The following is a 14242-nucleotide window of genomic DNA, read 5'->3' as shown; positions in this document are numbered from 1 at the left end:
CTTAAGTCAGTTATTTCTCCCTTAACACGCAATTTGAACTGGGATGGGTATAATAGCCACTCCTAGCCATTCCAACTTTGCATTAGATCCTAATTTAAATATGTTTAACAAAACCAATTTACAAGCTGCATTAAGTAAACAAACTTGGCTGAAAGGCGAAAGACTTTACCAGCAAAATCAAGTTCTCAGTGCAGCTTTAGATGGAAACATATTACGTGGTTCAGTCAAAAGTGAATCCCTACGCAATCAAACCTACCTATGTCGCTTTGAATATCATGTTAGTACCGACAAGATTGAAAGCTACTGTAATTGTTATTTAAAATACGATTGCAAACATGCGGCGGCCCTCGCTCACTATTATCTTAAACGTTTGCATGTCAGTACTGCCTCAAATCAACAAATAGAAGATTGGCTCAACAAGTTTTCAAGTCAGGCGCCACTGGCGTTTCAGCAACAAAAATCCTTGTTGTACTTTATTACCCCTAATCGTTATGCGCCCAACGATTATTTGCAACTGAGCGTTAAAAGTTCGACCAAAAAGAAAAATGGCGGTTGGAGTAAAAACCTGAGTTATGAACACCTTAGTAGTGAGCTTATTTCGCAAGATTTTTTAAGCGAACAAGACGTGCAAATCGTCAGTGCAGTCGTGCGTAGTCGAGATTATTCAAACAAGATCACACAACACAAGGTATTAGAAGCCTTAGTAAATACCGGACGTTGTTTTTGGCAAGACGACGCCAATTTAGATCATCCCATCTTATTGGCTGAGCCCCTGCAGGCAAATTGGCAATGGCAAAAACTCGGTGGTGTGCATAAATTACAGTTAGTGCTTGAGCACAATAACGATGATATTAGCTTGCTCAAGTCGCAACCTATTACCTACTACAATGCCAAACTCAACACCCTAGGATTGGTTAAAACCGATCTTAATAGTGAGTATGACGGTGATTTTTTACATGGCCCTGCGTTTACAGAAGAAAAACTGCCATGGGTATTAAGTAAACTAGAGATGTCCTTAGGTGATTTGGCACAAAAGTTACCTAAACCACAACTTAAAAAAGGTTTGGCCCTAACCCGCCCAGTGCCGCATATTCATCTGACAACACCTAATAAACAACAAGCACAAAATAGCTATTTGACGCTCCAGTTTGCTTATCAAAAATACTTACTCAATCCTTTAGATAAAACGCCGCAGATCGCATTAGAACAAGGTAAAGGCAGTCTTTATCGAGATTTTGCCTTTGAGAACAAAGTAATAGATACACTTAAACAATGGCATTTTAGTCCCCTGACCAGCGCACCCAAAACCTATAATCGCCCTGCCGACGATTATGAAATGATGTTACAGGGCCGACATTTCAATTTGTCGTTTTTGCACAACCAACTACCTGTATTGCGCCAACAGGGTTGGCACATTGAGCTTGATGATGATTTTCACTATCAAGAACTTGATACCGACAGCGTATTTGATGCCAATGTTGAACAGCAAGAAGGCAATGACTTTTTTTCCATCGGACTAAACTTGCACATAGATGGGCAAAGTGTACCGGCATTTCCCATCTTGCTCAGTGCCTTAGAACAACTGCCTAACGATATCTTGCTCAATGACAGTGACTATATCGAAGCTGACCAAAAAATCTTTGTTGAACTGGCGGGCGGCAAGTTTATTGCCTTACGCTATCAAAGCATCCAGCCCTTACTTAAACAGTTTGTTGAGCTCTTCATGCCTGGCGCCTTACAAAAAGATGGCACCATGCGCTTGTCTCGTTTTCAAAGCCACCAAACCCTGTTCGAGTTAGACAACCAAGGCATTATTACTTCAGGCGCGTCTAGATTGCGCCAACTTGCTGAAAAACTGCGAGATTTTGACTCGATTCAAGCAGTAACCTTACCTCAATCTTTGCAGGCTGAACTGCGCGAATATCAGCACCAAGGGCTTAATTGGTTACAGTTTTTACGGGAATACGAGCTTAACGGCATATTGGCTGACGACATGGGTTTGGGTAAAACTATTCAAACCCTAAGCCACTTACTGGTAGAAAAAGAACAAGGGCGTTTAACTGGTCCCAGCTTAATTATCGCCCCTACCAGTGTTTTGTTTAATTGGGCTAAAGAGATCGACAAGTTTGCACCGAGTTTGTCTTACATCGTGATCAACGGCGCTAAACGTCAGGAAAATTTCGCGCAACTTAACGAGTTCGATATTGTGATAACCAGTTATCCCCTGCTACTCAAAGATAACGACATTCACCAACAACAGCTTTATTACTACTTGATTTTAGATGAAGCACATTACATTAAAAACCCCGGCACTAAGCTGTATCAGGCGGTATTAAAAATAAAGTCGCACCATAAACTGTGCTTAACCGGCACTCCCATGGAAAACCATCTGGGCGAATTTTGGGCACAATTTAACTTTTTGCTGCCCGGATTTTTAGCCAGCTACAAACAATTTAGTAAGTTGTTTAAAACCCCCATCGAAAAACATAATGATCATGAGCGTAAAGTAATACTTAACCAGCGTATTAAACCCTTTATTTTACGCCGTACCAAAGAGCGTATAGCCAAAGAATTACCAGCCAAAACCATCATAGTGCAAACCTTGCAAATTGAAGGCAAACAAGCTGAATTGTATGAGTCTGTGCGCTTAAGCATGGATACACGTTTAAAAGAAATTATCGCGCAAAAAGGCCTGCAGCGCAGTCAGATTGAAATTCTTGATGCTTTATTAAAACTGCGTCAGGTATGCAATCACCCGCAGTTGCTGTCGTTACCTGGTGCTAAGGCTATCAAACAATCCGCAAAGTTAGAGTTTTTGATGGAAACCCTGCCCGAGATGATCGATGAAGGCCGTAAGATCCTGATTTTTTCGCAATTCACCAGTATGTTGGCGCTGATCGAAGCAGAATTTGCTGAACACAATATCCCTTATGTCAAACTCACTGGCAGCACTAAAAATCGTCAGGATGTTGTTGAGCAGTTCCAATCTGGCCAAGTACCAGTATTTTTAATCAGTTTAAAAGCCGGTGGTGTGGGTTTGAATTTAACCGCGGCCGATACTGTGATCCACTTTGACCCGTGGTGGAACCCCGCAGTCGAAAACCAAGCCACCGACCGCGCCTATCGTATAGGCCAAGACAAACCGGTATTTGTATATAAGTTGATTATCGAAAACTCCATTGAACAAAAAATCCAACAGATCCAAGAGAAAAAAGCAGAGTTAGCCAATGCTTTGTTATCGGAAGAAGTCAGTGAAGGCAATTTGAGTTTAACAAACGATATTCTTGATACCCTGTTAGCTCCCTTGAGTTGATGTGAAACCCCATTTTTGGGTAGTGGCAAACAATAAACATTTCACAGTACGAGCCTTTACTGCTTTAATCTTTGTATGATCCGAGGTTGATTGTTAACGCCAATCCAAGGAATATGAGAAATATGCAGTTTAATTATTTTTTATTCATTCTATTGTTCAGCAGTTTTAGCCTTTGTAGTCAGGCTGCCACGGACAAAATCATACTCACAGTGCAAACTGATGTGTATGAGGATTATTTGTGTCTGCTCAATGAGCGAGATCCCTTAGATATAAGTGATTTTACAGGCGCATGTTCAAGACGAGATGTAGTGGATATTATTTTGCTACAACAAGCATTAAAACGCGGCGGCTTAGAACTCCCCGTCAGCTTTAGAACGGGTCATTATGAACTACGAAATCGACAATTATTAGAAGAAGGATTTTTACTAGTAAGTGTTGATACCTTCTGGTTAACCGAAGCCCAAAAAGTCCAAGAGCACCTCTACATCAGCGAACCCATTTTACGAAAAGGCGAATATGTTGCCGGCTTTTACACCTCCCCACACAATAAAAAAGCCCTCGCCGCGCGTTCGTTAATAGACATTCAACAACTTAGCGGAGTATCAAGCCAAAACTGGACCGCCGATTGGCAAGCCATGCAACAACTAGGTTTAAAACAACTTATTGATGAATCCATTTGGGTTTCGCAGGTAAAACTGGTCGATCGTCAATTTGTGGATTTTATGCTGGCGCCATTTAATGTAGGTTTTGCTAAAAACAATTTGGAGTTGGTAATAATACCGAATATCGCCGTAAAACTAGATGACAGCCGCCACTACGTTATCTCGAAAAACCATCCTCTCGCCGATAGCGCCTTTAAAGCAATTAACACTGGCATAGCCAAAATGCGCCAATCCGGTCAAATCCATAAAGCCTATTCAGACGCCGGTTTTTTCTATGCGATTGAGCATAAGTGGAAGATCATCAACAATTGAACAGCGCTAAAAATAGTGACCAAATATTTGTTTTACTGTCGCTAGACTCAAACAAAAAACAGTGACGACTAAACCCACTAATAATCATGGGTTTAGTCAGCTAAATTAAGCTTGTACCGCTTTTACAATAATCGGCGTTAAGGCCTCAGGTAAACTTATATTGCCCGCTAATACAAAGGCATGAGCCTCTTTTGACATTTTTGCCCACGTTTTACGGATAATATCTATCCATTTCTGCTCGGTATATTCAGGATGTTTGGCAGCAAAATCCAGCATGTAGTGTTCAATAAACACCAAACCCACCACATCTTCCAATAACTGAGTATCAGGGTTGGATTTAATCCCCACTTTGGCCACCGCATTTTTAGCACGCGCAATATCTTGCTCGCTAAAACCCGCTTGTTTCATGATGGCAGCCACTTTATCGGCATGAAATACATAAAGGTCGCTACGCCACTTATGATAGCCCTGCCTATCCATAGGGTAAGCACTGCGCGGTGATAACCAGCGTTGAATATGCTGGCCACGAATAGCCAGTTTTATTACCTCATCAGCATTACTTTTGTAACGCTCCAACATCGCAGACATACGTTGACCATACAATAATTCTTTAGGCCAATCTTTGCCTTGGCTTTGTTCAATATTAGGATCGTCGCTATTAGCGTTATCGATCAATTTAACCGCTAGCTCATACGCTGTTTGAGTCATGAAGTACTCCGTAAAAATAAGGTGATACAAAAAATGGATTTTAGGCGCTTATATTAACCTGAACGCAAACAGTAAGCATTTTATAAAGGGTATCTATTTAGTTATTTCAACTAATTCCAATACCACTGGAAGCAACGACAGAAGTAACAAACTAGCCATAACTATATTAAAAATCTTTAGATGCAGCGGATTGGCTAAATAGCGCTTTAAAGCAGTGCCAAAACCAAGCCATACAAAGGTACAAGGCGTGCCTAAACACAGGAAAAATAACGCAATAATAGCAACTTGCAAGCTGTAATCCATACTCGTGTTGGTATAAGTCACAATAGCGCCAACAATCATTATCCATGCTTTTGGATTGACCCATTGAAATAACGCGGCTTGTAAAAAACTCAAAGGCTTGTGTTTCATTTCATCCAAAACATCAGCTACTAAAGGTTTAGTTGGACTAGTGGCAATGCGGTAAGCTAAATAACTTAGGTAAATAATCCCAATGACTTTAAGCCAAATCAAAAGTTGCGGTACTTGAGCAAACAACTGACTCATGCCTAAGCCCACACCAATAATCATCAACACAAACCCAATGTCGATGCCTAATAAGTGAGGCAAGCTACGGCGAAAGCCGTAATTGACTCCCGATGTCATTATCATCAGATTATTAGGGCCTGGCGTAATGCTGGTGGCAATAGTAAATAAAATTAAAGCGCTGTATTCCACGTTACTTAACAAGTTGCTTGAATGGGCGTTAATTGTGCGTTGCCAGTACTTAAATGCCAAGCTTAGTGTGCAATAAAAAAGTTGGATGTATAAAACTTACTAAATGTATTATCGCGAAATAACTCAAACAAATTCATAAACTTAGAAATACTTTTTCGTTTCACTGTGGCATTATTCAGTTAATTAACACATTTAAAAGTCGTACTTATGTTGAGATTGGCACTTGCCTCTTTATTCACCTGCCTATTTGTTACCAGCTTTCAATCCACTGCAAACGAACTTTCTCTATCAGAAAAACAAACACCAACAGTAAAACAGTCATCCACCGGTATCTGTCACGATAGCGCGAGTAGCTCGTATAAACGCACCAAAAGCTATAAACCTTTTACATCAATAAGTGCCTGTATCGCTGCTGGTGGACGTTTACCTAAATCTGCAACCAAACAGATGGATAAAGCTATTGATGACGCGACTGAGCATAATAGAGACTTTGTCACACTCTATGACCGCGCTGATTGGCCTCACTGGAGTGATCAAGATAGAGACTGTCAAAATACCCGCCACGAATTATTGATAATAGACTCAAACGCTCCCCTTACCTTCAAAACCGAAAAGCAATGTTTAGTCATATTTGGCGCTTGGTACGATCCCTATTCAGACCAAACTTTTACCAACTCCAGTGATCTTGATGTAGATCACATCGTGCCTTTAAAATTCGCCCATGGTCATGGTGCTGATCAGTGGACCAGAGAACAAAAAGAAAAATTCGCTAATGATTACGATAATCTATTACTGGTTCAAGCCTCATTAAACCGCCAAAAAGGCGCCAAAGGCCTCGACGAATGGCTCCCCCCTAACCATCAATATCGCTGTGAATACATCAGCAAATTTAACGCAGTAATGGACAACTACGGCTTAAACTACATTCCAGCAGAACAACGCATAATAAACAAAATGGTTAAAGCTTGTGGGGCGTGAGTTTGTAAAAGGGATATTCAAGATTTGTCTGCCTATTTTTAACTGAGCGTTTCAATCTTTGCTTGCCACAAAGATCGCGATCACAGCAATCATACCCGCATAGCGAAAGGCTGAACCTAGTACTGGTGTTAACATCGCTTCTGAACGCCATAATTCAAACCAACTTTCTGCAATAACGATAAAGCCCCCAAACAACATAACAATGGCTATAGCACAGCCGGTAAGCGCAATTTCCTTCGCTGCAACAAAAGCGGCAGGGTCTGACTTTTGAACTTGCCACATTTTTAGAGCCCCAACAGAACAAAAACCAGCCGATGCAATCTTTGACGACACAATAAAAAGTGCTCCAATCCAAACGACCAAAGGATTAGAGGTTGCCTGCCAATGATCCGACCCACCAGGTATAGTTACCATTGACGTGGCTGCCGTAACGGCCCCAATTGTCCCTGCCCAATCGACTACGTTATGAAAGGCACCAATCAAGCCCCACAATGCAACGGTTACTATCATGGCAATTTTTGCTTTAATTAACATTGATTTTCCTATTGTTTAATTTAGATCTACCAATGAATTATATTAACGGACTAGTTCGAATTCGCCAGTTTCAGACGATAACGTTACAAATATGCAGACTATTTTTACCAACAGGTAATGACTTTTGAAACCATGTATGAGGCAAACCATCAATGAATTGACTAGTTTAATTATGCATTTGGAAATTGAACTCTTGATTACCTTACGTTGGCCAGATCCATTGACGTGTGTATTGTTATTGCTTCATTAACCCAACGTAAACATGCGGGTTCCAAGGGCATTAACAGGTATGATCCTGCTCCGGCCCCGGGCACCATTTCTTGAGTAAACCCTTAGTTATCAAGCGATACAGCAGAGTTTAATCATCACTAGCATGCTTACGTTGACCCAAGTGTTTAAAGGCCCACTACTTCTTTTAAATTACAATTGAATATTTATAGAATGGAGAACCCCAAACTGACCAGGATGTGAAAAGTTTGATAAGTCAACTTCTTGATATGGAAGCTTTGATTCTAAAGAGTCTATAGTCTTAATCACTATCTGTTTCTTATTGGTCAAAGACTTTAAGTGCACATTAAACTGGTCGGCTCCGTTAGGCTTAGCAAGGTAATGCTCTACTTCTTTGTCAAGCAAGTTAATGATTAGCGGTAAACTATTATACGCAGTATTATTTCGCTCAAAGAAATAATGTCCCCCCTTGGATTCTATATGCTTTATTGCCTCTAGCCGAATCGTTGATTTAAAATTTGATGTGTTTTGATAACTCCACTCATCTAAGTTCAAAATGAACCGATCATACCAAGGAAGAACATTTGGAGTTAAAGCTAATCCCCTCCCCTCAGAATTTGCTTTCTTCATCTGCTCTTTTGTTTGTCGTGGATAGCGACGATGAAAGTTATCCTGAATAAAATTTAAGAACGACGAATCGACCTCTATACCTTTAAAAATTTTAGCCTTCCTAGCTTCTTTAAAAAGTTCGGGAATATCATGACCACTATTAAGAAGCCTTTGTTGGCAGCTATTGGGGAACGTTACTAAAGCGTGTTTAATCTGAGCTTCAACAGCATAAGCAAACATTAAAGCCCCCATCTGCATTTGATTATTGAGCCAAAGTGTCCTAGCCGATAGATAATATTCATACTTCAGCTTTAACCATTGAGCAGTCGTTATCTCAAGTTCTGTCATTTAGTGCTATACCCTTTTTATCCAGCCCATCATATCAGGCAGAATACATGGTTTGAAAACGTTATAAAGTTTCAGGTGCTGATACCATAAGCGTCAAAGTCTAATGATTGAATAATTTTGTTAAGGTCTTCAATTTCAAATGATGAACCATACACACCTGAAGTAATTTCACTGTCTGAATGACCTAGCAGAGCCTTTACAAGTGGGTTTCCCTGCAACTTGAGCTTGTTGTATAGGTAATCTACAAATGTATGCCTGAATGAGTGAAATGATTTTCTATCACTGTCATCTATAACCCTATTTTTAATATTGCTGAACCAACGTGATGGTGTATGTGAGTACCTTTCATTTAATAATTTAAGGTCTGGAAAAATCATATTATTCTGTGCTGTCCCTGTGCTATTTACATAATCAATAAAACCAAGTTCAATGAGTTTTTTATGTATTGGTATGACACGTTTACTCGACACTGATTTCAATATCTGGCTACTTCCACTGTCAGTAATGGATATGCACCAGTAACCTTCAACTTTAGCAATATCTTTTTTCTGAAACTGACAGAGTTCATTTAACCTTGCACCTGTGTATAAACCAAGGACAGGGAGCCACTTCTGCCAATTCTTATGCGGGTTTCTGATTACTGAGTCAGAGAATATGCGCTTAAGGTCACTAGGATTAAATGGGGAACGTAAGTCCCTCGCCTTTCGACTATCTTTAAGCAGCATGCCATCGAATACATTAGTTGATGCATAACCATTTTTTATTGCCCACTTAAACAGCTCTGAGTAACAACCAAGCATAGTGTTAATGGTTTTAATCGACATAAGGTGTGCAACAGGAATATCCATCTTCAATATGCGATTAATGGGCTTGTCTCTGTACTCGGCTTTTTTGTTAAGGTTGGATGGTAGCTTCTGCAAGGCATTTTTTACTTGTTGTGCATCTACAGCACCAATATTTCTGAAGCATTTATCTTTAAGCAGAGTAATCAGATTATTGTAAATCACCTTATAACCAAGATAGGTCTTTTCTGCCCACGCTTTAGTGCGTAGCTTCTCATCAATATACTTTTCAACAACATACGATAATAGTTCACCTGTTCCTTGTGAAAGATCTAAACCTAAATATTGTTGAACTTTAGCTATTCGTTGCTTGTGAAAGATTGGCTGAAATTTGTGAAGGGTTGCATGAACAATTTTAACCGCTTCGTGTTTCTTAAGTGGATAAACCAAGTCTAATGTAGTGTTTATGTGTTCAACAAGTTGCAGGGCTTCAAGTTTATCTTTGGTGAGCAGTGAAACTCTAATTGAATGAGTTTGAACCGTTCTTCTGTAGGTATAAATGTTGTTTTGGTTTTTGACTAGATTATGCATTGTGGTCAACCTATCTGGTCAACGTAAGCATGCTAGTGATGATTAAACTCTGCTGTATAGCTTGATAACTAAGGGTTTACTCAAGAAATGGTGCGGGGCCAGATCTATATTTATAGTTTAAATGATTGTTTTTATACAGATTTACACTTACCAAATAACACCAATGTTACTTCTAGTGTTACTAAATACCCTTGTGCAAACCTTTTGCGTTTATATACTGCTCTGACCAGAAAACTTTTTTAAATTCGGAAAAAAGATCCTTATTTGTTTCGCATAAAAATTGATTTAACGGTGCGGTGCTTGTTTCCCATGCCATTAAAACAATTTCATGCCCCCTAGTTTAGTTAGCTGGTGGTTAGGTATTGACGACGGTAACTGTGCAACTTTCAGCCCTACAAACAGTGTATAGGCCTTGTTTTACATAGGGTTTAATAGGGGAAAGTAAAGTGATGTTGTTGTCGTCATCGTCATTTTAAATTCACGCACAATGGAACCGTCGGGCTTCGAATTACCCTTGAATATTAAGTGATACCACACAGTACCTTTTTATATTTTTTACCCACAACATAATAGGCTCGTATTATTAATGCTTTGCCAAAGTATGAATTAGCTCTTAATAGCATTGAGCAAAGAATTTTAGTAATGCTTGGTTTAAGCATTAAACAGATCAGATTAACTTTTAATGCCTAGAAATATTAATAACTTTCGAGTAATAGTTTCACGTTTTGGTTTATGGTTGAACAATATGGTTGGTGTACAGTAAATTGGTATTTCGCGAGTGACTTCGTTATTTTGCGCTTCAGTCATTTTAATTGGTTTTTCTTGCATGATTGTTTTCAGTATAAACGTTTAGACCTAGCCCTAATCTTGCCGTTCACATGGGGTTTGTCCAGCTTTTTAATTATTGCCCTCAGGGTAATCTTAGGGTGTTTAGTTGATTAATGCTTGTTACGATCTTGTTGTCTGCATAGGCTTTTAAATCTGTTTTAACCTCAAGTTTCTACAGGTCAATATGGGGTTTGTGTTGCATTAAAATCCTGACAAATAATAAACGGGTAAAGGTTAATGCAATGATAGTGTTTTTACCCTTTGCTGAACCTTTGTTTTTTAGTCAATTAGCCCTAAGGTTTGTTGTTTTGATCTTGACCTAATCTAGACGTTTACATGGTCTTTGAATCGCCCTTTATTCCTCTTGCTCGTACTGTTCCATATACCCTTATTCTTACGTAATGACTGTTGAAAAACCTTACTAAAGTATTATGGTAAGCCCGTATATACGGGTAATTTACGGCCTTTTTTAATTAGAGTTCTCTTACACAGTAAAATAGCCGTTCTATTGGCTATCTATCGGCTCCAAAAAAACTACCGGGTAACTCACCCTATTCTCACCCTAACCTTATCCTAACCTTACCCTAATCTTACCGTGATCTCTCAATCTCGCTGCTACATCGCTGTGACACTCTATCTGTTCGCGCGCGTATTGGTGAAGAAACCATGCTTTGGTTCGTGTGATGATGTCAGAACAATCTTAAAATTGGGATTAAAAGTTTAGGTTAAAATATTTTCAAGTTGCCGCCATGTAAATAAAAGGGAGCCACGGTACTGTAAGTCACAGCTCACAGAGATTTTACCCGCCCCCTAGTTAAGTTGGTTGTTGTATTGCGCTGTTCAATGATGGCTTAGTGAAGTTAGCCGGTGATTGGATTTAGTTAGGGTTTTACATAAGAACGTAGATTACTTTCCTTGATAGTGCTTATAGGCTCTGGCCTGACAACGTAAGGCTTGGGTACCGAAGAAAACAAAAAGTTGATTTTAGGAAAGCTCTCACAAGGCAAATTGCGCGCTGCTGCGTACCCACACCACATATTATCCAGAAGGACCCAAAAAATATTAGCTTCTATCAAGGTCATACTTAATTGTTAACCTGTTTTCTTAAATTGGTTTTGTTCTAGATAAATAATAGCTAAATCGACACTACCAAAATTGTCATTAATCATTTTCTTGGCGTGGTCTCTGGCTTCTTTTTCAGAATTTAAACTAATTAACTGCAGCCAAGTTCTAACTAATATTACAGGTGGGGTATATTGAGACATAATCATCTTCCCTGAATAGACTGAATTTAAAGTTAGATTACACTTTTTCAGTCGTCAAATATTTTGACCTCCTTTAACGCTAATACTAAACAACAACCTTACTTTAAAAAGTTATAGCTAGATAAACTCTGCGCTGCTGCGTACCCACACAGGACAAGCTAAACAGTACCTTTAATCTTATGGATAAATACCTAATGACCTAGTGTTGATGCGGCTAACTGTGCAACTCGGTAGCAGTAATTAGTTGTTCTAGGCTGTATAGAAACTGGTAGTTAGTGAAACTTTAGCTATTAGCAAGTTGTTGTTGATATACAATTCAAAACCCACGCACAACGCGAGCATCGGGCGTCGAATTACCCTTGAACATAAAGTGATCCTGCAAAGTACCTTTTCATATTTTTTACTCATGGCAATATATGCCCTTGTATCACAATATCCGAGATTTTAATGACAATCTATCAATCTAGCAGAGTATTAACCTTATGGCTCTGCTTAAGCCTTGTTGCATGCAATAACACTACTCTTGCCAATACCACCAGCGAACCAGAAGTAAAACTATCAACTTCAGGTATTTGTCACGACAGTACTAACTCCTTTTATGAAAGAACCAAGAATTATAAACCGTTCACTTCTATGGATGCTTGTATCGATGCTGGTGGACGACTACCAAAGGGCAAAGTTGAACAGATAGACAAAGCTACCACTGAAGCAATTGAGCAAAATAGGGCATTTGTCAGACTCTACAATAGGGATGATTGGCCGCATTGGTTAGATAGTGATAACGATTGTCAGAACACACGACACGAAATACTTATTCAAACGTCACTCAAGCCTGTTGAGTTTAAAACTGTTAATCAATGCATCGTATTAAGTGGTGAATGGTACGACCCTTATTCGGGCGATACGTTTACAATATCAAATGACTTAGACCTTGATCACATCGTCCCATTAAAATTTGCGCATGGTCACGGTGCTGATATTTGGGATAGAAAACGCAAGGCTGAATTTGCTAATGATCCTGACAATCTAATATTGACCGAACTATCGTTAAACCGTCAAAAAGGGGCAAAGGGGCTTGATGAATGGCTACCACCTAATCATCCTTATAGATGTAAGTATATAGCCCGTTTTAATGCTGTAATGGCGAAGTATGAATTAGCTTATATTGCTACAGAGCAACGGATAGTTAATAGATTGGTTAAAGCATGTCAAAAATAAATTTTTGAAAAACTGCAAAGCCCATTATTTTAGCAAAAAAAGATTCCCACAAATGTTACGTTGTTGCTGTGTGTGAACGAATAAATTAGGTTAACAGCGAAATGCAATATTAAGTTCGAGCTACTATATTTGGGTCAGAGTTAAACTAACCTGAGTAACAAGTATGCATTCCGTTAGCACAAATATTAAGTTTCAAATCCTTTCTGTGTGGCTCATTTACAACAATCCTCAATTGAATATTATGATTGGCGTCTGATTTTAGACGAGTCTTTTATGAAATGGTAGTGATTTAGCGTAATTCAACCCCTACAAATTAAGTCATTACCATTATATATCCCTGTTCAGGGAAAATAACGTTATCGTAAGTGACATAAATATCTTTAGATGTCTTCGCTCGACCATCCTCAAATTCGTCTAGCAGGCCGCACTGAATAACCTGACAATTAAGGTCTTCCGGCTTAACAACTCGAACGGTTAGCTTCATAAGTGGCTTGATTGCAGCAAACTTTATCACTCTATCTTCATTCAATTTAATCTCATATTGGCATTTTCGTAGTACTTTGTATGATTTTTTTCCGCTTAGTGCTATTACATGGCAGTACTCTATTTCATTCTGGTCACTGGCTACTCTTTTGCTGACCTTTGCAGTTGAAGGCTTTTTGGGCTTTATTAAGGTTTCTTTTTCATTTTTACCTTTACCGGTAATTTCATAAAAATTTGCAGAGTAACTTTGGGACTGGTCTGATTCTAAAATTGAATTTGTTGGAGTAAATACTATTTCGTCTGTTGAATCTGCAATAACATTTAATACATTTTCATTTTCTATTAAAATTTTTGTTTTATCTTCGTTAACCCAAGATATTGTGTATGTATGGTCACTTTTCTCGTAATAAAAATCTAAAGAATGCGGAAAATAGTGTTGTAATATTGTTTTATGAATTTTTTTTCTTGAATAACGCATTTTATTAATTGGGTAAAGTGCGTCAGAGACTTTCAACCAAATATTTTCAATATTTTTGATTGAACCTAAAAACTTCTCTGAATAAATAATTTTTTCAAGTTCTTCACCAAAAACATTGTTAAATTGCAACGACTTAAGAATGGCTGCAAACAGGCCTCCACCAAAACATGCCCCCATTAGAGTCTGTA

11 protein-coding genes are annotated in these 14242 nt (G+C 38.8%); 4 read left to right on the top strand and 7 right to left on the bottom strand.

From position 1 onward, the window contains the following. The first annotated feature begins 100 nt into the window (after window positions 1-100). Window positions 101-3313 carry a DEAD/DEAH box helicase gene (locus tag AX660_RS09525; protein WP_068377034.1) on the top strand — a complete coding sequence of 1071 codons (3213 nt, stop codon included), beginning with the start codon at window positions 101-103 and terminating at the stop codon, window positions 3311-3313. A 122-nt stretch (window positions 3314-3435) separates the two neighbouring features. After that, complete coding sequence (locus tag AX660_RS09520; RefSeq protein WP_082768828.1) at window positions 3436-4287, top strand: hypothetical protein; 852 nt, start codon at window positions 3436-3438, stop codon at window positions 4285-4287. A gap of 105 nt (window positions 4288-4392) precedes the next feature. Here AX660_RS09520 and AX660_RS09515 read toward each other — a convergent pair whose 3' ends face one another. Together AX660_RS09515 and AX660_RS09510 are read right to left on the bottom strand one after the other, a co-directional pair. Continuing rightward, window positions 4393-4995, bottom strand: coding sequence for a DUF4202 domain-containing protein (locus AX660_RS09515; RefSeq protein WP_068375915.1), 603 nt, complete (start codon window positions 4993-4995; stop codon window positions 4393-4395). Between the two features lie 93 nt (window positions 4996-5088). Beyond that, window positions 5089-5712: a LysE family translocator gene (locus AX660_RS09510; protein ID WP_068377031.1), complete on the bottom strand. Its 624-nt coding sequence runs from the start codon at window positions 5710-5712 to the stop codon at window positions 5089-5091. A 207-nt stretch (window positions 5713-5919) separates the two neighbouring features. Here AX660_RS09510 and AX660_RS09505 point away from each other — a divergent pair, with 207 nt between their 5' ends. Continuing rightward, the gene (locus tag AX660_RS09505; protein WP_082768827.1) at window positions 5920-6690 is read left to right on the top strand and encodes an HNH endonuclease family protein; all 771 of its coding nucleotides are present in this window, start codon (window positions 5920-5922) and stop codon (window positions 6688-6690) included. Between the two features lie 51 nt (window positions 6691-6741). Here the strand turns inward: AX660_RS09505 and AX660_RS09500 are convergent, their stop codons facing one another. From AX660_RS09500 to AX660_RS23190, 4 genes are all read right to left on the bottom strand, one after another. Then, window positions 6742-7224 carry a DUF2165 family protein gene (locus tag AX660_RS09500; protein ID WP_068375913.1) on the bottom strand — a complete coding sequence of 161 codons (483 nt, stop codon included), beginning with the start codon at window positions 7222-7224 and terminating at the stop codon, window positions 6742-6744. Between the two features lie 420 nt (window positions 7225-7644). Then, window positions 7645-8409 carry a hypothetical protein gene (locus tag AX660_RS09495; protein WP_068375911.1) on the bottom strand — a complete coding sequence of 255 codons (765 nt, stop codon included), beginning with the start codon at window positions 8407-8409 and terminating at the stop codon, window positions 7645-7647. Window positions 8410-8480: 71 nt separating this feature from the next. Then, complete coding sequence (locus AX660_RS09490) at window positions 8481-9782, bottom strand: site-specific integrase (protein WP_068375909.1); 1302 nt, start codon at window positions 9780-9782, stop codon at window positions 8481-8483. A gap of 1919 nt (window positions 9783-11701) precedes the next feature. Beyond that, window positions 11702-11875 carry a hypothetical protein gene (locus AX660_RS23190; protein ID WP_157884320.1) on the bottom strand — a complete coding sequence of 58 codons (174 nt, stop codon included), beginning with the start codon at window positions 11873-11875 and terminating at the stop codon, window positions 11702-11704. A 447-nt stretch (window positions 11876-12322) separates the two neighbouring features. On the opposite strand from AX660_RS23190, the gene AX660_RS09485 reads away from it, so the two are divergent. Then, a complete protein-coding gene (locus AX660_RS09485; protein WP_068375907.1) occupies window positions 12323-13093 on the top strand; it encodes an HNH endonuclease family protein in 771 nt (256 codons plus the stop codon). 313 nt (window positions 13094-13406) lie between these two features. Here the strand turns inward: AX660_RS09485 and AX660_RS09480 are convergent. Next, window positions 13407-14242, bottom strand: an 836-nt coding sequence (locus AX660_RS09480; protein WP_162266416.1) for a hypothetical protein, incomplete at its 5' end; no start/stop codon positions are given.

It is taken from the genome of Paraglaciecola hydrolytica (assembly GCF_001565895.1).
Taxonomy (GTDB): domain Bacteria; phylum Pseudomonadota; class Gammaproteobacteria; order Enterobacterales; family Alteromonadaceae; genus Paraglaciecola; species Paraglaciecola hydrolytica.
The sequence above is the reverse complement of the archived record's forward strand: the minus strand, read 5'-3'. Positions and strand labels throughout refer to the sequence as shown.

Coding starts and splice junctions, on each gene's coding strand:
- AX660_RS09525 (WP_068377034.1), top strand. CDS start 101: ATGTTTAACAAAACCAATTTACAAGCTGCATTAAGTAAACAAACTTGG.
- AX660_RS09520 (WP_082768828.1), top strand. CDS start 3,436: ATGCAGTTTAATTATTTTTTATTCATTCTATTGTTCAGCAGTTTTAGC.
- AX660_RS09515 (WP_068375915.1), bottom strand. CDS start 4,995: ATGACTCAAACAGCGTATGAGCTAGCGGTTAAATTGATCGATAACGCT.
- AX660_RS09505 (WP_082768827.1), top strand. CDS start 5,920: ATGTTGAGATTGGCACTTGCCTCTTTATTCACCTGCCTATTTGTTACC.
- AX660_RS09500 (WP_068375913.1), bottom strand. CDS start 7,224: ATGTTAATTAAAGCAAAAATTGCCATGATAGTAACCGTTGCATTGTGG.
- AX660_RS09495 (WP_068375911.1), bottom strand. CDS start 8,409: ATGACAGAACTTGAGATAACGACTGCTCAATGGTTAAAGCTGAAGTAT.
- AX660_RS09490 (WP_068375909.1), bottom strand. CDS start 9,782: ATGCATAATCTAGTCAAAAACCAAAACAACATTTATACCTACAGAAGA.
- AX660_RS23190 (WP_157884320.1), bottom strand. CDS start 11,875: ATGTCTCAATATACCCCACCTGTAATATTAGTTAGAACTTGGCTGCAG.
- AX660_RS09485 (WP_068375907.1), top strand. CDS start 12,323: ATGACAATCTATCAATCTAGCAGAGTATTAACCTTATGGCTCTGCTTA.